Origin of the sequence: Ochrobactrum sp. 19YEA23, from assembly GCF_029909865.1 — a bacterium.
GTDB lineage: Bacteria > Pseudomonadota > Alphaproteobacteria > Rhizobiales > Rhizobiaceae > Brucella > Brucella gambitense.
The window spans coordinates 102,225-119,375 of record NZ_JASAMQ010000010.1 but is presented as its reverse complement, the minus strand read 5'-3'; the positions used below and the strand labels follow the sequence as shown (position 1 = coordinate 119,375).

The following is a 17,151-nucleotide window of genomic DNA, read 5'->3' as shown; positions in this document are numbered from 1 at the left end:
AATCAGTTGGATGCCGATTATTCGACGACCGACACGCTGACGGTGCGGCCCGCCACGAGGTGCACGCCTTCCGGCACCTCTTCCAGTTTCACCCGGACCGGCACGCGCTGGGCAAGGCGCACCCAGTTGAAAGTCGGCGTGACATTGGCGAGCAGGCTGGTGGTCGCGGTGCGTTCACGATCTTCGATACCGCCGGCAATGCCTTCCACCTTGCCCTTGAGCTGTACCTTGCTGCCCATCACATCAACCAGAACCGGATCGCCGATCTTGATACGCTCAAGCTTGTTTTCCTCGAAATAGCCCGAGACATAATAGGAATCCGTGTCCACCAGCGCCGTCACGGCAGAACCTGCGGTGACATAGTCGCCCGGCTGGAGCGAGAAGTTGGTGATGACGCCGTTGACCGTCGCCTTGACCGAAGACCGCTCCATATTGAGTGCGGCCAGATCACGATCCAGACCGGCCTGACGGTAAGCCGCCTCAGCCTGCATGGCTGTGGTTTCGACCTGTTCCAGCTTCTGGCGGGTCACGGTCGTGTCGTTGAGCTGGCGATAACGGACAAGATCGCGATCGGCCATGTCGAGCGCAGCCTTGCTGCTGTCAACCTTGGCTTCAGCCGTCTGCAGCGCCAGCTTGTAACGCGCCTGATCGATGCGGAAAATCACATCGCCCTTTTTGACGTTCTCATTGTCGCGAACGAGAACCTCGCTCACCAGACCCGAAACGTCGGGCGCAACGCGCACCACATCGGCAAGAATCTTGCCGTCGCGTGTCCACGGCGCATTCATGTAGTAATCCCAGAGATGCCAGCCAAGCAGCCCCGCCATTGTGACCATGACGAGGGTGAGAAAAACCCGGCCAGTATGTGCGAAGAGCTTTTTCATCAGTCTATTCCGTTCAAGATAATGGCGGCAGCGCCAAGAATGCAGAAATACATGGCGGCATCGAACAAGGGCCGGTGCCACACAAAACGGTAGAAACGCACGCGCGCCAGCAGGCGCTGCATGATCGTATTGAGGACATAGGCGCCAAGCGCCAGCACGCCCAGGGTGGGGATATAAATCCCGTATATATCGAGTTCAGGTCTCATGATCGTTCACATTCAGGTCTTCACGGGGCTGTTCTTCCGGTGGCTGTGTGTCAGGCAGCTTGCGGCAGCTCCAATTGCGGGCGCGGCGGCAAAGCGAATGGCGGCGCCTTGGGAAACAGGTTGAAACGCAGCGCCACCAGTGCAAGCCGCGGACGGCGGGCAACAGCGGGCGAACCGCTTTCGATGATCGCCGCTATCGCCTTGTCGATGGAGGCGAGCAGTTGTTCATCGGTATTCTTGCGCGACTGACCGTCCGGTCCATGCTTGGACAGGGAACGATAATGTGCGCCGACACCGTCCAGCACCGCATCCACCGCATCGCGGCAAGGCTCGGCCAGTTTGGCACGGTATTGTTGCAGGTCGATGGTGTTCATCCCGTTGCGCAGGTCGCGCAGCAGATCGACCTTGGCGACATCCGCCGACGGAATCAGCGCCAGACGCGGTGTCATCATGCCGATGCGGTCGATCATGCGCAGCAACAGGCGGTTCATATGCTGCCGGCGATGACGGCTCGGACCGCGTTCGGTTGCCGCAACGATATCGCGCCAGCCAGCCTTGACCAGACGACGCACACTCCATTCAGCACCGACCGAGCGCACGATAGATGTGACCACCGCAGCGATGACGATACCGATAACCGTCGCCAGATTGGCATTGGCGAAGGTCACGAAATCCGACGTGGCGTGGCTTTGCAGCATGAGCATGTTCGGCAGGTTCACACAGAGCACCATGCCCAGCAGAAACTGCGATGGAATTGCCAGAAGCACACCGGCAGGCACAAGAAAGAGACCCAACACCAGCGCCAGCGGGAAGAAGCCGTCCACCAGCGGCAGCAGCGCAAATTCGAAGACGAAAGCGGCCAGAATCACGATGAGCAGCAGCCAGTTGAACTTGCGCATCACCGGCACGGGATCGTCCATCGTCGCGAAGATACAGCAGAAAATGCCTGCCATCATCGCGGCCGCGCTGCCCTGCGACCAGCCTGTAGCGATCCAGAAAGCGGTTGCCACGCCGGTTGCGAGAAAGGCCGAGAAGCCCGACAGAAACGCCATACCATAATCGCGGTGCGCCGGACGTCCCTTGAGATGGGCGTCGTAACGACGCCAGCGCAGCGCATGACCGCGCTTCGCACCGGACACGATATCCTGACGCAGCGTGATACAATCGCTCCAGATCTGGACCAGATCGCGCACACGCGCTGCCACATTGAACGGCAAAAGCTCGCCCCAGCTCGAGGCATCCTTGCCATGACGCTCGATCTCGTCGATCAGCTTCAACAAAACCGCGCGGCGCTCGTCGCTCAGGTTTTCACCGCTTTCAAGCCAGTCGCAGGCTTCGTCGAGAAGCTTCTGGACTGCGGGATGCCATGGCTTTTCACCCTCACCGGGCTTCAGCACGATGACATCATGCAGGCTGGAAATGATCGGCAGCACGGCCACCATGCGCTGTTGCAGCACATGCAGCATGGTTCCGACGCCGCGGATCGACGAGGTGTCATAGGCCACATGGGTAGTCAGGTTGCGCAGTTCCAGCGCATCGGCGGCCAGACGCTGGCGGTCGCGAAGGAATTGCGGGCTGGAGCCCTCGCCGCGCATAGTGGCGACGGCCAGCCGTGAACCCTCACGCAGCCAGTTGTCGATACGACCGACCAGAACCGGGCCACTGTGGCGCGGAAAGACGAGGCGGTTGACCACTGCCGCACAGATAATACCAATGGCAATTTCCTCGACGCGGCCAAGCGCATAATCAAAGGTGGTTTCAGGAACGGAAACCACGGCAAAACTTGCAATCGCCACGGTATAACCGGCGAGCATGAACAGATAGCTGCGCGGCGTGCCGTCAAGCAGGCTGATCGCCAGACAGACGCCCATCCACAGGCCGATGGCGACAGTCAGAATCTCCGGCGAATTGATCAGATGCGGCACGAAAAGGATCGTCACCGCGCCGCCGATAATCGTGCCGATCAGACGGTAGATACCCTTGGATGTGGTGGCCCCCGAAAGGGGATGTGCGACGATGTAAACGGCGGCAACCGACCAGTACGGGTTCGGCAGATTGGCCATCAGCGCAATCCACAGGGCAAGCATACCGGCGGCGAACGTCTTCAAGGAAAAGACGACATCCCAGAATTTCGGTGTTGTTTCGGCAAGCTTGGTCATGATTTTCGAAGGCAGCGTTTGTTTAAAGGTTGAGGAATTTCTCGTTCAGCTTGCGCAAAACTTCCATGGCGACATCGACCTGTTCGGCGTCGAAATCGCTTAAGAACTGCGTCCGAAGACGTGCCGCAGATTTTTCCACCTTGGTGGCGACGGTGCGGCCTTCTTCTGTCAACTGGATGAGTTTGACGCGACGATCGGCATCGTCGGCGACGCGCAGGATCAGGCCATCCTTCTCCAGCTCATCGACGACACGAACGATCGTAGCCCCCTCGATGCCAACCCGTTCGGCCAGCACCCCCTGGGGGATCAGATCGCCATGCCGCAAGAGGGTCATCAGCGGAACGGCTTTCGCATCGGAAAGACCGTGCTCCGCCATTGCCGCATCAAAGGCTTTCCGCCATCCTCTGGCAGTGCTTGCAAGAAGCGGCGCGAATTCGACCCAAGCTTGTTTCATCACTTCAATTCCATTCAAATAGATAGCTTCATACCTATATGGATACAATCTAATTAGATTCAACCACCAGACATTTCCCATCAATTGTTTGTGTAAGCTTTTCTTCAAGTGAGAGCGGTTTTCAATCCGCAGCCTGGCAGAACAGCAACACAAAGCGCTTGACCGGCGGGCTTTCCCTCTGCCATCGATGCGAACATGCGTGCCAATTACAGAATGCAACGACTTTATATCGAGGATGACCTCGCCCCGGACACACCGGTCGAGGCTGCGCCGCAGGCTGCGCATTATCTCACTCACGTGCTGCGCCTGAAAGAAGGCGATGAAGTTCTCGCTTTCAACGGGCGCGACGGTGAATGGAAGGTCCGGCTGAAGCCGGAAGGCAAGAAGCGCGTTCTGCTCGTACCTGTTGAGGAGACGCGCCCGCAGCCGACGCCAAGCGATCTCGTCTATTGTTTCGCACCACTGAAACAGGGCCGCCTCGATTATATGGTGCAAAAGGCTGTTGAGATGGGCGCAGGCGTATTGCAGCCGGTCGTCACCCAGCACACGCAGGTGCCGAAGCTCAGCACCGACAAGATAAAGGCCAATGCCATCGAGGCTGCCGAGCAATGCGGCGTGCTCAGCCTGCCGGAATGCCGCGACGCAGTGCGCTTCGACCGCTTTATCGACCAGTGGGACCCGTCTCGCCGCCTGATCTTTTGCGACGAAGGCCACGAATCGGACGACCCGTTGAGCATTCTGCAAGGTTTGAAGCCCCAATCGAAGCCCTGGCCGATGGGACTTCTGATCGGCCCGGAAGGCGGATTTTCGGAAGAAGAGCGGCAATTGCTGCATCGCCTGCCCTTCGTGACTGCCATTCCGCTCGGCCCCCGCATTTTGCGGGCGGATACGGCTGCGGTTGCGGCTATGGCTCTGGTACAGGCCATTCTCGGTGACTGGAGAAATGCGGCATGATGTTCTCTAAATCGATCGTTCAATGAAATTGACTTGCGTGATTTGACAAATTTGTCCAATCACGCTGACAAGCTGAAATACGACCAGGGATAGACTGTATGGCGCGCGATACGACTGACGAAACGGCACTGACGGGCGTTGAAGAACTTGCGATCTATCTTGCCGGGGGAAACAAACCCAAGGATGCCTGGCGCATCGGCACCGAGCACGAGAAATTCCCCTTCTATACGGCGGACAACAGCCCCGTTCCCTATGCGGGTCCGCGCGGCATCAAAGCTATTCTGGAAGGCATGCAGGCCATGCTCGGCTGGGAGCCGATCATGGATGAAGGCAACATAATCGGATTGGTGGAGCCGACCGGACAGGGCGCAATTTCGCTGGAACCGGGCGGCCAGTTCGAGCTTTCCGGCGCGCCGCTTACGACCATTCACCAGACTTGCCGCGAGATGAACGCCCATTTGAGCCAGGTGCGTGAAATCGCCGAGCCTCTGGGCATTCGTTTTCTTGGCGTCGGCGGCAGCCCGAAATGGACGCTGGCCGAAACTCCGGTCATGCCGAAGTCTCGCTACAAGATCATGACCAACTACATGCCGAAGGTCGGCCATGAAGGTCTGGACATGATGTACCGGACCTCGACCATTCAGGTGAACCTCGATTTCAGCTCCGAACGCGATATGCGCCGCAAGATGCAGGTTTCGATGAAACTGCAATCGGTCGCCACCGCGCTGTTTTCCAGCTCACCCTTCACCGAAGGCAAGCCGAACGGCCTTCTGTCGTGGCGCTCGAGCATCTGGCGCGATACCGATAACCAGCGCGCCGGTGTGCTGCCTTTCGTCTTCTCGGAAAATTTCGGCTTTGCTGACTATGTCAACTGGGCGCTTGATATTCCGATGTATTTCATCCTGCGCGATGGCCGTTATCACGATTGCACCCATGTCACTTTCCGCCAGTTCATGAACGGCGCATTGAAGGGTGAAGTCAGCGATCCGGTGCCGAATATGGGCGACTGGACCAACCATCTTTCAACGCTGTTCCCGGAAGTGCGCCTCAAGCGTTTCCTCGAAATGCGTGGGGCAGACGGCGGCCCGTGGCGGCGCATCTGCGCCTTGCCCGCCTATTGGGTCGGCCTGCTCTATGACGAAGAAGCGCTGACGGCAGCCGAAATGCTGACCAAGGACTGGACCTATGAAGAGGTTCTGGCGCTGCGCAATGACGTGCCGACCAAGGCGCTCACTGCAACATTCCGCGGCAAGCCGCTGGAAGGCATCGCCCGCGAAACGCTGAAGATTTCGCGTCTTGGCCTGAAGAACCGCAACAAGCTGAACCCGGAAGGTTTTGACGAAACCCACTTCCTGGCCCCGCTGGAAGAAATCGTCGCCGCTGGCATCACCGATGCCGAGCGCATGCTGAAAGCTTACAACAGCATCTGGGCCGGTTCCGTCGAGCCGATCTTCCTGGAATATGCCTACTGAGCTTCGAGCCGGTAGAAACACCCAAACAAAAAGGGCGCGTTTTTCGCGCCCTTTTTGTTTTTCGAGATGTGCCCCAGATCAGCTCGTGACCTGTTGACCCTTTGTCGGATCGGGGATCACAACAATCGTGCTGCCATCGCGCACATTGTTATAAAGGTCGATCACATCCTGATTGAGCATACGGATACAGCCGGAGGAAACGGCCTTGCCGATACTCCATGCTTCCGGCGATCCGTGAATACGATATAGCGTATCGCGACCATCCTTATGGATATACATGGCGCGCGCGCCAAGCGGGTTCTTCAGGCCGGGCGGCATGCCGCCATTGGCGATGCTGTAAGGCTGGAGTGCTGGCTGACGCGCGACCATCTCATCCGGCGGTGTCCAACGCGGCCATTGGCGCTTGTAGGCGACCACGGCCCGACCCGCCCAGGCAAAGCCATCACGACCAACGCCGATGCCGTAGCGCATAGCACGACCGTTGCCGAGCACGTGATAGAGATATTTGTTCGGCGTATCGACGATGATGGTGCCCTTCACCTCGGATGTCGGGTAATCGACTTCCTGCCGCCAGAATTTCTGATCGACCTTGCTGATATCAACCGCAGGGAGCGGAAATTGCTCTTCCGGCATGGCCTGATACATGAGCGGCACCGGCTGCGACGGGGCGACCGGCTTCTTGACGGGCGGGGTCGGTTGCGGCGGCTGGGCGGTCGAAACACAGCCTGACAAGGCGACGGCGCTGGCGCCAATCAGAAAGCTGCGGCGGCTGAACGCAGCCGTCTTCAGACCGGAAAATGGGGCGTCCTGGGAGTTTTTACGCGACATCCTTGAACTCTTTGTTGGACACGCATCGCGGCAATGAACGAGGTTCGTTCGCGCCGGAATTGTGCCGATCATTTCGGATGTGCGAGAAAGAAAAGGCCAAGCTTAAGCCAGCCTTAAGAGAAACGCCCCTGTGAGCGGGCGCCTCTCAATTCGGCATTCAAGAGATTGCGAGTGTTGCTAAAATAGCGATCCCTGCCCACCCGGACGGGACGATGCAGGCTTTTTCGTCCCGCTCGGCCTGGCTGGCGATTCGCCCTCTGCGCCGCCATCGGCGACCACCGCCACGTCGCCGTCACGGAAGCGGAGCGACAGAGCATCGCCCGCAGCCACATTTGCAGCCTGCTTGACCGGGTTCCCCTCCGCATCGAACACGATGGCAAAGCCGCGATCCAGCACGCTTTCATAAGACAGGGTGCGCATGAGGCGTTCCAGTTCCTGTCCGCGCCGTTTGGCCCGTTCGATCAAAAGCCGCACCGCCTGATCGCGCCTGCGATCCAGCTGTTCGACCGCCGATGTGGCAAGGCGGGTGCGCCGCAAAATCGGTTCAGGGACCAGCCGGTCTGCGCGATGCGAAAGCGCCGTGCGACGTTCACGCAGAAACGCTTCCAGCGCACGCGGCAGTCGCTGGCCAAGCAGCGACATGGTGCGTTGCTGCTCAACAAAGCGGCGTTGCAGCAGGCGCGGCGACAATTGACGGGCGCGCCCTTCAAAGTGAACGCGCTTCTTCTGTGTGTTGACGAACAGCGCCCGCGTCAGTCGTGACGCGGATTCGTCGAAACGGCGGCGTGGCAAGGCCAGCAACTGATCGGCAGACGGCAGCGCGCGCGCTGCCGCGCGATGCGCCTGCCGCTTCAAATCAATGAAGCGCGACATAGCAGAGGCCAACCGCGCCGATTGCCCGGCAAGCGTTGCCTGTAGATCGGCCTTGACCGGCACGGCCATTTCCGCAGCTCCAGTCGGGGTCGGTGCGCGCACATCGGCAGCAAGATCGATCAGCGTCCAGTCGGTTTCGTGCCCCACCGCCGAAATCACCGGAATATGCGACGCCGCCACGGCACGCACGACGATTTCGTCGTTGAAGCCCCACAGGTCTTCCAGACTGCCGCCACCGCGCGCCACGATCAGCACATCGGGACGCGGCACGGGACCGTCTTCCGGCATCGCGTTGAACCCGTCCACGGCAGCTGCCACTTCCTGACCGCTCGTCTCGCCCTGCACGCGGACGGGCCAGACGATGACATGCAGCGGATAGCGATCTGAAATGCGGTGAATAATATCGCGAATGACGGCGCCGGTGGGCGATGTCACCACCCCGATCACGCGCGGCATGAAGGGCAGAAGCTGCTTCACCGCCGGATCGAACAGGCCTTCCGCCGCTAAGCGGCGCTTGCGCTCTTCCAAAAGCGCCATCAGCGCACCGGCGCCCGCAGGCTCCATCTGCTCGATGACGATCTGATATTTCGACGATCCCGGATAGGTGGTCAGCTTGCCGGTGGCGATGACCTCCATACCCTCTTCGGGACGAAACCGCAGGCGGCCCATGGAGCCGCGCCAGATCACGGCTTCCAGCCGCGAACGGTCGTCTTTCAAGGCAAAATAGGCATGGCCGGAAGAATGCGGCCCGCGGTAACCGGAGATTTCACCCCGCACGCGCACATGGCCGAACGTATCCTCGACCGTGCGCTTCAAAGCGCCGGAAATCTCGGAAACGCTATACTCGGCGACATTCGACGATGTGCCGGTAAAACTCGAATCGGAACCCATGCTCATCCCATCATAGGCCATTAGCCGGTATGGCTGGTCAAGCAGCCACACGGCAATTTACAGTTCGATCACAACTGGCCTTACCAGCCAGGCAGCAATTCATTGGCCCGCACCCTCCGCGTGCGAACCGCCGGAAACGAAGAGATTTCCGGTGAATTCATCACGCCGACAATGCCCACCGGCTGAGGCGACGAAATATTGTCGAGGCTTTCGATAATGTGCTGCGCCAGCGCATCCACCACCCCATTCTGCTTGTTCAGACCGCGCATGATGCCAATGCCAAATTCCGGCAAGGTGCCAAATCCGTCCGCCTCGCCCAGCACGCGCATACCCGGGCGCAACGCACATTCCGGCAGCACCGAGACGGCAAGGCCGGACAGCACCGCAGCCGCCGAAACCGTCGCAGACCAACTTGTGATGATAATGCGATAATCGCGTTTCGCCGCCTCCAGCACTTCAATTGCCGCATGACGCCAGATGCATGTCGGACGTCCCACCGCAAGCGGCAGAACGGCTTCCTCATGCACGGCATGATTGGCTGAGGTAACCCAGAGTAGCGGCTCGGTACGCACCACCTCCGAACGGCGCTTGTCGTCGCACTGGGTGACCAGCGCAATATCCAGCGTGCCGCGACGGATCATTTCGTCGAGATTGACCGTCGGCTCGCAGACCACCGACAGTTCAACGCGCGGGTTGGAGCGGGCGAAACGCGCCATGATTTCCGGCAGGAAGCGGTCGGCATAATCATCGGGTGTTCCGATGCGGACATGCCCTTCCAGTTGCGTATCATCGAAAGCCGCAATGGTTTCGCCATTCAGCTGCATCATCCGCCGCGCATAAAGCAGCAGCCTGTCGCCATCTTCAGTCAGACGATTGGAGCGCCCGTCCCGCTCGAACAACGGCTTTCCGATCCGTTCCTCAAGCCGCCGCATCTGCATGGAAACCGCCGATTGTGTCTTGAAAATCGCATCGGCAGCGCGTGTGAAACTGCCAGTGTCGGCTATCGCGATGAAGGTTTGTAACTGATCCAGATCCAGAGGCGTGCTCATGGGCGCTATCCATCACTATTATTGAAGAATGACATTAGAAACATTCGTTGGAACAATCAATTCGATTGTTGGATAAAGCAGCCATCGTAGAGGAAAGGAGCCGCGAAAGCGCATGACCCTGACGATGAGAACCCCTTAGCACCGCTGATTTAAAGGAGAGCGGACATGACAGCGATAAGCAAGACAACGACGACCTATTTACCGGCAACGAGCGCAGCGACCTCCACGTTCGCGCAAACGGTGAAAGCTGTGTTTACGTCGGCTCTGCGTCGCTGGATGATTTTCCGCAATCGACAGCACGTAATGCAATTGAACGAGCTTGACGATTATCTTCTGCGCGACATCGGCCTGCATCGCGGTGATGTCTATACGGCGACGCATTATCGCGGCAAAGAAAATCCGACACGTGTTCTGCGCTCGCTGGCCGATGCGCAACGCCGCATCGAGGCCACACGGCATATCTGCTGAGCCAAGTGCTTCAGCAGCCTCTTGAATCCAAGTGGTTCGGGCGAAGACAACTCTCCGCCCGAACTGCCGACGGAACATCTGGCAGGCGCCACCTTCACAAGCCGGGTCCCCTCTCGGCCAGCCTGCCCTTTGCCCGGCCCGCTCCTCCGCTGGCCGGGCCTTTTTATTTTAAAGCCGTGTCAATTCACGCCGTCCGCTTGACCACCGGACGAAAGGCCAAGCTTTGCGACTGTTTGAGGCCCTTGCGGCTCGACAAATTGGGGATAGCTAAATTTGCTGTTCTTTTTTCAAAGAAAGGGGTTGCGTTCGCGGTTTGAGTTCGCTAGATGGAGGCCGTCGCGAACGAGCTTCACGCTCCTGTCGCAATTGCAAACTCTCGATAAGAGATTAATTTGCAATCCTTGCTGGGGAATAGTTTAAGGGTAGAACAACGGACTCTGACTCCGTTAGTCTTGGTTCGAATCCAGGTTCCCCAGCCAATATTTTCTTCAAGAAAATCAAAAAATTAGACGAGAATCGACACCGTTTTAGGTCTGTTTTCATGTCGCGTCTTGTCGCAAATAGATTTCCATAAATTACAATGACTTACGAAAATGCACGGCAGGCCCATGCAACATGGTCGGATTTTATAACGCCTGAACGAAAAAGAACATTTCTTACGAGGCGCTCATGGTATTTTGTCGTCGCTACATATGGTGGCTGATGCAGTTGTGGATATCTGGAATCACGTTATTGTCCGGTAATTATTCATAGTTTCTTTGGGGAGGGAGATTGAAACCACTCACCGTTATCTTCTGTGCGGCTCTTATCATCAGCGCCCTCTCCGGCTGCGCAAACCGCTCATGCCGTGACTGGCCCGGCACGTGCATTATTCAGTGATCGACGTCCAAGGCAGCCGCACCCTGTTTAAGGCCCTGAAGATTGCATCCCGGTCTCTCGATCGGGGGGCTTTTTGAACCGGCGAGTACATTCTGATTATCCTCTTAGGTAGACAGCAGTCATTTGTCCCGTTGCGGTTTTTCGTTGTGGGTGTATTTCGCAATTAGATAATCACGTTTTAATAAAGTGACTGTCCAGGCCTTGTAAAAATCCTCAGTCAGCGCTAGGTAATTTGTATCGATTTTGTCATCGAACGACGCGGCTAAAATTATAAGCCCCTCTTTTTCTTTCAAATCGTAAAACTCGCAGCGAATTAATTTTCGTTATTATTTAACCGTTCGATTTGAAGGATATTCAATATGACCAACGGAACAGTAAAATTCTTTAACAGCGCTAAGGGCTTTGGATTTATTCAGCCTGACGACGGTTCTCCCGATGTGTTCGTTCACATTTCTGCAGTTGAGCGCGCAGGTTTGCATTCGCTCAATGAAGGCCAGAAGGTGGGCTTTGAACTCGTAGCAGATCGCCGCTCAGGCAAAAAGGCTGCTGACAATCTTCAGGCTCTGTAATCAGAGAAGAAATATTGTCTCCGATCTTTGACCACGGATGTACTGGCATTGATGGTTGAGACAAACAGAAGGTCGGGTTAGCCCGGCCTTTTTTATTTTGGCCTCTGTTTTTCGTATCCAAATGCGGAACCAACGTGCCGAACGGGAGTATACTATGGGTGAACTAACAAAAGAAACGCTCTTCAAGCAGCCTCTCACGCGAATGGAAACCAAAAACGCGGTTACCGACAAGACGGCTAAAGGCATCCTGGAAAACGAAAGGGCGGCAGTAGACACAAAGACTGAACGCCTCCGAGCTGCGCGATTGGAGCGCGATCACACCAAACCATCAAAAGAGTAGGATAGAAATTGCAGGTACTCGTAAGAGATAACAATGTCGACCAAGCGCTCCGTGTACTGAAAAAGAAGCTGCAGCGCGAAGGTGTCTTTCGTGAAATGAAAGCCCGTCGCGCTTACGAGAAGCCATCAGAAAAACGCGTTCGAGAGAAGGACGAAGCCATCCGTCGCGCCCGCAAAGACGCGAAAAAAAGAGCGCAGCGAGAAGGACTGCTACCTAAGCCCAAGCGAAAAGCAGCGCCTGCACGACCGCGAAATTCTGCAACTTCTACTCAAAGCTAACAATGAATTTAGACGTTGGCACTTTATTCATGTGCCAACCGTCATTTATGAAACCCGCCAAGCTCAAGGCACAGCCGATGGCTATACACGACAGGAAAGCAGCATACCTGTCGCGCCTTGTTACGAAAGAATCCCATACTCACAGCCGGTTACGCACAATCGCGGAAATTCCTCGCGATATACAAGGCAACAGGCTTGACTCTTTTATAAGACGTGAACAAAATAAGAACATCGACGGTGAAAGCCAATAGATTCCGATATGCTCAGGAATGATGATGTCTGCTTATAAGGAGCACGGCAAATGAACGCGCTTGTACAAAAACAGGGCTATGAGGACGAGATTGACCTCGTTCTCGCCTACCACAATGGCGACGTGCGAACCGCTATCGAAGCCTTGCTGAAGGATCGTGATTTTCTCATCAAGGAAATTGAATATGCCAGTCTTGCAATGTCGATGGGTTTTGCTCGCGGCTGGAAGCCGACCGTCTTCACAAAGTGACTCCGCGTGGCGATGCGCCCGAAGGGTTGGGCCGTATTTTGATAACCATGTGACAGCTGGTATTGTGTAAGCGATCGCTTGGATTTGATCGCGATCAATGCCCATTCCGACCTGCTCTGCGAAGCTTGACCATAGCAAAGGAAGGAGACGTCATGTCGAACACGCCCCACACGCTCGGAGAAGAATTCCCCGGCCAGATTGAAGCTATCCATGCCCTTAAGGCGAAGGATGTGCGTTTCGCGCGCATTCTGGAAGAATATGACTCGATCAATGATCGTATTCATCTGGCTGAAACCAAGATCACGCCCTTGAGCCAGGAAGAAGAAACGCTTTTGCGCAAGCAGCGTCTGGCGCTGAAAGATACAATCGCAGAGGCGCTTGCCTCCGTGTAATGCGATAGCGCAAACGCGCTACGATAAAACCAGCGAGTGAGGAAGAAACCTTCCTCACTCGCTGGACGCCCCCGCGTAGACTGGCAAACCGCGTCAATGCAGCCAGCCAATATTATGACGTGATGTTGCAGGGAAATTATCGTTCAAAACCAGCCCATCACAATACGGCAGATGTCGTATATCGTGACAGTTTGCCTGATTGAAGCGTGATCCGCGGGCTTGATAGATTACACACACATTCACATGAACTTCCGTTTTTGCTGCCGTCAGCCCTCAAATAACGAGGAGTCAGACGGCTCTGACCACACGCATTGCGGCATTGCTATCAATACTTTACGCGCAGCAATTGCTAAACCGTCTGGACTGCACACCCGCACCACAAATCCGGCAATCCTAAGTTGTTTTATTATGCGAATTGTCACCCTTCGCACGATTCATATTATTCATTACTTAACAATGCCGCCTTTTCGCCGCACAAATGGTATAGCTATTCGACAACTCGAAAAAAAATGAAAATAAAATAATCGAAGCGATGGTCGGCTCTTGACGAATTCATTAGGCAAGCGTCTACTATGCTATTGTTTTCATTTGTTATAAGTGCAGGCGAAAGATCATGGACGCGAATTTTATCGAGTCTTATGAAATTCGAATGCGTCCGCAGTATTCACGCTGATTTAGGTAATTTGCTTTATTGACCGACCATCTCAGGGAGAAATGCAATGAACCTTAGTCGTCTTCTAGTCTGCCTGGTCGTGTGCGCGACCGCCGTTTCCGGCGCATTCGCCGGTTCTTTGCCCAAGCCGCAGGACAAGCCTATCCTCACCATATCGGGCAATATCCAGAACAAGAATAATGGGGACACAGCGCAGTTCGATCGCGCAGGTCTGGAAGCCCTCGGCCTCAAGACCGTGGAAACCGCCAATCCGTGGTACGACGGTAAAGTTAGCTTCGAGGGCGTTTCTCTCGATCAGCTCATGAAACTGGTCGGCGCAGAAGGCAAAACGGTTACCGCCGTCGCACTCAACGACTACGTGACCACCATTCCGCTCGATGATTTCAAGAAATTCAACGTAATTCTTGCTTTAAAGCGGGACGGAAAGTACATGGCCGTACGGGACAAAGGACCGTTGTTTATTATCTACCCGTATGACAGCGACCCTCAACTCCAGAATCAAACTTATTACACGCGCTCCGCCTGGCAGGTTGCCAAGCTGATCGTCGAATAGAGGCCAAGCTTGAGACGCATACTGGGTGTCATTATCTGCTGCTTTGTGGTGGCAACGGGCTATATCGCCTATGTCATCGCAGAGCGTCAGACGGCTTTGCAAAAGTTTTCCCGGTATAATGACTCCTGGTCCATCGGGCAGACCGTGTCAGAATATCTGCGCCTTGAGCACCGGCTCAGCGCGCTGGCGCTTGGGCTTCCAGATGTCGATCGCGATGAAGTCCGGCTGCGGCTCGACTTCATGGTCGGGCGCCTTGAAATGCTTCAGCAAGGCAATCTGCGCTCGTTCATTCAGGACGACCCGGGACGCCGACAGCTTTACGTGAAACTGAGCGAAATCATCCACCAGCTGGATATAAAGCTCGACACGATGAGCCCCGAAGACATGAAGGCCATGCTGGTTGCAATGAGCGAGCTGGACGGGCCGTTGACGACACTGGCCTCCACATCAGTGGAGCATGATGTCGGGCTGATCGATGCCGCCCAAAGCGACGTCAAGCAGCTCCATTTCATCTATACGGCGCTGGCCGCTGGCCTTATCCTCTGCGGCGTCATTCTGGTCATTCTGCTTATCCGCCATAATAATTTGTTGGACCGCGCCCACGGACGCATGCAGCGCCTCACGGCCGATCTGCGCGAGGCTACAGCGGAACTGCAATCACAGAACTTTCGTCTCGAACATGATGCGCATCACGACGCACTGACCGGCCTTCCGAACCGCGTCCTGTTCCGCCAGGATCTGGAAACGCGGCTGACAGCAGCCCTCTCCGGCGGGCCGTCAGCTGTCATTCTTCTGCTTGATCTGGACGGCTTCAAGGATGTGAACGACACGCTTGGGCACGATGTCGGCGATATCCTGCTGCAAGCCGTTTCACGGCGGCTGACGCGGCTGAGCCGCAAGGGCGACATTGTCTGCCGCCTCGGTGGTGACGAATTTGCCGTGTTGTCGACAGGCATGACCGAGGAAGACTCGCTCGAATTCGCCGCGCGCCTGATGGACGAAATCAGCCGCCCGTATCGGGTTGGAGAGCTGGAAATCAAGATCGGAACCTGCGTCGGTGTTGCCATATCGGAAGGCGAGCCGGACACGGAAGAAATGTTCAAGCATGCCGATCTGGCGCTTTATGAAGCCAAGGCCGTCGGCCATGGGCATGTCAGCGTCTTCAAGTCAGACATGCTGACGCGGCTGCGTGAAAAGAAGTCGTTCGAAGCGGATTTGCAAACCGCACTCCAGAACAATGAAATGGAAGTCTATTACCAACCGCAGGCGACGACAGACACGCGGGAAATCTGCGGCTACGAAGCGCTTCTGCGCTGGACGCATCCGGTGCGCGGCTCGGTCTCTCCGATGGAGTTCATTCCCGTGGCGGAGAAGATCGGCACGATCATGCCGCTTGGCGAATGGGTGCTGAAAACCGCCTGTCAGGAAGCGACACGCTGGAACAAGCCTCTGAGGATCGCCGTCAACCTTTCCCCGGTGCAGTTCCGCGACAAGGATCTTGTCCAGACTGTCATGGCGGCGCTGCAGGAAACCGGGCTCGATCCGCGCAGGCTGGAACTGGAAATCACCGAATCCGTGCTGCTCGACAAGAACGAGCAGACGCTGGAAACCCTGCGCGGCTTGAAAGCGCTCGGCATCCAGATCGCCATGGATGATTTCGGTACGGGTTATTCGTCGCTCGGCAGCCTGAGCGGCTTCCCCTTCGACAAGATCAAGATCGACCGCTCGTTTGTTCGCGATGTCACGACGCGCAGCGATGCGCTTGCCATTGTCGAGCTGGTCACCGGCGTTGGCCGCAGCCTGCGCATGATCACCATCGCCGAGGGCATCGAGACCGAAGAGCAGTATGAATGCCTCAAGGGGCTCGGTTGTGATCAGGTACAGGGCTATCTGATCGGCAGGCCAATGCCTGCAACAGAGCTCGCTTATCTGCATACCAAAAAAGGACGGGGAAGGACTGTTTCCAGTCGCAGCTAACTGCTACCACTAATTAAGTGGCAGCAATCAATTAGGTGCGCAAGTGTTGAATGTACATGGGGTCGTCGTGCCCATCGAGCCGGGCGAAGTATCGCCCGTCATCTGGCAGGCGCTGAGCAGCGGCAGCTATGAAGCCAAGGAAGCCCGTACGATTAGAAAGGCCGTGAAGGCCAGCGACCGGGTTCTGGAATTGGGGTCCGGCATCGGCATCATCACCTCTCTGATTGCGCGAATCGATGATGTGGCCGTCTGGGCGTTCGAAGCCAATCCGGCAACCGCCTCGCTGGCGCGGCGCGTACTCGACGCCAACGGCCATGACAATGTGGTCCTGTCGCAAGGCATTTTGAGCGCGGGTGAAACCGGCACCTTCCGTTTCTACGTGCGCAAGGATCTCTGGATGTCGTCCATGGACGAAAATCAGGGGCCTTACGAAAGCACGATTTCCATTACCTCGACCAATATCGACCAGTTTATCGCCGACCACGGCATCAATGTGCTGGTGATGGATATTGAAGGCGCGGAGCGTGATTTGCTCAAGCTGGCCGAACTGCCGGGCGTCGAGCGCATTTTTCTGGAACTGCACGACCATCTTTACGGTCTAGCAGGCATTCGCGATATCACCCATGCGCTGGCCGAAAAAGGCTTTGCCTATGACCCGCGCGGCTCGCAAGGTCCTTGCGTGCTGTTCGCCAAGGATGACGGCGCGCGCGAATATGAACCGGAAGCCGATGCGCCTTTGATGTAAGGCCTATT

At 56.5% G+C, this 17,151-nt stretch carries 18 protein-coding genes and 1 tRNA gene; 12 read left to right on the top strand and 7 right to left on the bottom strand.

Annotated features, from left to right (window positions below):
* Positions 1-17 precede the first annotated feature (17 nt).
* Genes QBD01_RS21620 through QBD01_RS21605 form a run of 4 tightly spaced genes read right to left on the bottom strand, consistent with a single transcriptional unit; the run spans position 18 to position 3,703 of the window.
* A complete protein-coding gene (locus QBD01_RS21620) occupies positions 18-884 on the bottom strand; it encodes an HlyD family secretion protein (RefSeq protein ID WP_182519527.1) in 867 nt (288 codons plus the stop codon).
* Positions 884-1,090, bottom strand: coding sequence for a DUF1656 domain-containing protein (locus tag QBD01_RS21615; RefSeq protein ID WP_078338977.1), 207 nt, complete (start codon positions 1,088-1,090; stop codon positions 884-886). The genes QBD01_RS21620 and QBD01_RS21615 overlap by 1 nt, the downstream gene beginning before the upstream one ends.
* 50 nt (positions 1,091-1,140) lie before the next feature.
* Positions 1,141-3,249 (bottom strand): FUSC family protein, encoded by a 2,109-nt coding sequence (locus QBD01_RS21610; protein ID WP_280994476.1) that lies wholly within the window; start codon positions 3,247-3,249, stop codon positions 1,141-1,143.
* 22 nt (positions 3,250-3,271) lie between these two features.
* The gene (locus QBD01_RS21605; protein WP_182519525.1) at positions 3,272-3,703 is read right to left on the bottom strand and encodes a MarR family transcriptional regulator; all 432 of its coding nucleotides are present in this window, start codon (positions 3,701-3,703) and stop codon (positions 3,272-3,274) included.
* Between the two features lie 195 nt (positions 3,704-3,898).
* Here QBD01_RS21605 and QBD01_RS21600 point away from each other — a divergent pair, with 195 nt between their 5' ends.
* On the top strand, positions 3,899-4,657 hold the full coding sequence (locus tag QBD01_RS21600; protein ID WP_280994475.1) for a 16S rRNA (uracil(1498)-N(3))-methyltransferase: 759 nt from the start codon (positions 3,899-3,901) through the stop codon (positions 4,655-4,657).
* Positions 4,658-4,755: 98 nt separating this feature from the next.
* The gene (locus QBD01_RS21595) at positions 4,756-6,129 is read left to right on the top strand and encodes a glutamate--cysteine ligase (protein WP_113533895.1); all 1,374 of its coding nucleotides are present in this window, start codon (positions 4,756-4,758) and stop codon (positions 6,127-6,129) included.
* 78 nt (positions 6,130-6,207) lie between these two features.
* On the opposite strand, the gene QBD01_RS21590 is transcribed toward QBD01_RS21595, so the two are convergent.
* From QBD01_RS21590 to QBD01_RS21580, 3 genes are all read right to left on the bottom strand, one after another.
* A complete protein-coding gene (locus QBD01_RS21590) occupies positions 6,208-6,957 on the bottom strand; it encodes a L,D-transpeptidase (RefSeq protein ID WP_280994474.1) in 750 nt (249 codons plus the stop codon).
* A 177-nt stretch (positions 6,958-7,134) separates the two neighbouring features.
* Positions 7,135-8,721 carry an exodeoxyribonuclease VII large subunit gene (gene xseA, locus QBD01_RS21585; protein ID WP_280994473.1) on the bottom strand — a complete coding sequence of 529 codons (1,587 nt, stop codon included), beginning with the start codon at positions 8,719-8,721 and terminating at the stop codon, positions 7,135-7,137.
* A gap of 80 nt (positions 8,722-8,801) precedes the next feature.
* Positions 8,802-9,770, bottom strand: coding sequence for a LysR substrate-binding domain-containing protein (locus QBD01_RS21580; RefSeq protein ID WP_280994472.1), 969 nt, complete (start codon positions 9,768-9,770; stop codon positions 8,802-8,804).
* A 165-nt stretch (positions 9,771-9,935) separates the two neighbouring features.
* Here QBD01_RS21580 and QBD01_RS21575 point away from each other — a divergent pair, with 165 nt between their 5' ends.
* From QBD01_RS21575 to QBD01_RS21530, 10 genes are all read left to right on the top strand, one after another.
* Complete coding sequence (locus tag QBD01_RS21575; RefSeq protein WP_280994471.1) at positions 9,936-10,238, top strand: DUF1127 domain-containing protein; 303 nt, start codon at positions 9,936-9,938, stop codon at positions 10,236-10,238.
* Positions 10,239-10,643: 405 nt separating this feature from the next.
* Positions 10,644-10,717 (top strand) — tRNA-Gln (locus tag QBD01_RS21570).
* Between the two features lie 759 nt (positions 10,718-11,476).
* Positions 11,477-11,686 (top strand): cold-shock protein, encoded by a 210-nt coding sequence (locus QBD01_RS21565; protein WP_182519518.1) that lies wholly within the window; start codon positions 11,477-11,479, stop codon positions 11,684-11,686.
* 154 nt (positions 11,687-11,840) lie between these two features.
* Positions 11,841-12,026: a hypothetical protein gene (locus QBD01_RS21560; protein WP_280994470.1), complete on the top strand. Its 186-nt coding sequence runs from the start codon at positions 11,841-11,843 to the stop codon at positions 12,024-12,026.
* An 8-nt stretch (positions 12,027-12,034) separates the two neighbouring features.
* On the top strand, positions 12,035-12,304 hold the full coding sequence (rpsU, locus tag QBD01_RS21555; protein ID WP_280994469.1) for a 30S ribosomal protein S21: 270 nt from the start codon (positions 12,035-12,037) through the stop codon (positions 12,302-12,304).
* Between the two features lie 301 nt (positions 12,305-12,605).
* Complete coding sequence (locus QBD01_RS21550; RefSeq protein WP_182519515.1) at positions 12,606-12,803, top strand: CUE domain-containing protein; 198 nt, start codon at positions 12,606-12,608, stop codon at positions 12,801-12,803.
* 152 nt (positions 12,804-12,955) lie between these two features.
* Positions 12,956-13,195, top strand: a complete 240-nt coding sequence (locus QBD01_RS21545) for a YdcH family protein (protein ID WP_182519514.1) — start codon at positions 12,956-12,958, stop codon at positions 13,193-13,195.
* Positions 13,196-13,914: 719 nt separating this feature from the next.
* Complete coding sequence (locus tag QBD01_RS21540; protein WP_182519513.1) at positions 13,915-14,421, top strand: molybdopterin-dependent oxidoreductase; 507 nt, start codon at positions 13,915-13,917, stop codon at positions 14,419-14,421.
* A gap of 9 nt (positions 14,422-14,430) precedes the next feature.
* Complete coding sequence (locus QBD01_RS21535) at positions 14,431-16,398, top strand: EAL domain-containing protein (protein WP_280994468.1); 1,968 nt, start codon at positions 14,431-14,433, stop codon at positions 16,396-16,398.
* 43 nt (positions 16,399-16,441) lie between these two features.
* Positions 16,442-17,143 carry an FkbM family methyltransferase gene (locus tag QBD01_RS21530; protein WP_280994467.1) on the top strand — a complete coding sequence of 234 codons (702 nt, stop codon included), beginning with the start codon at positions 16,442-16,444 and terminating at the stop codon, positions 17,141-17,143.
* The last annotated feature ends 8 nt before the right edge of the window (positions 17,144-17,151 follow it).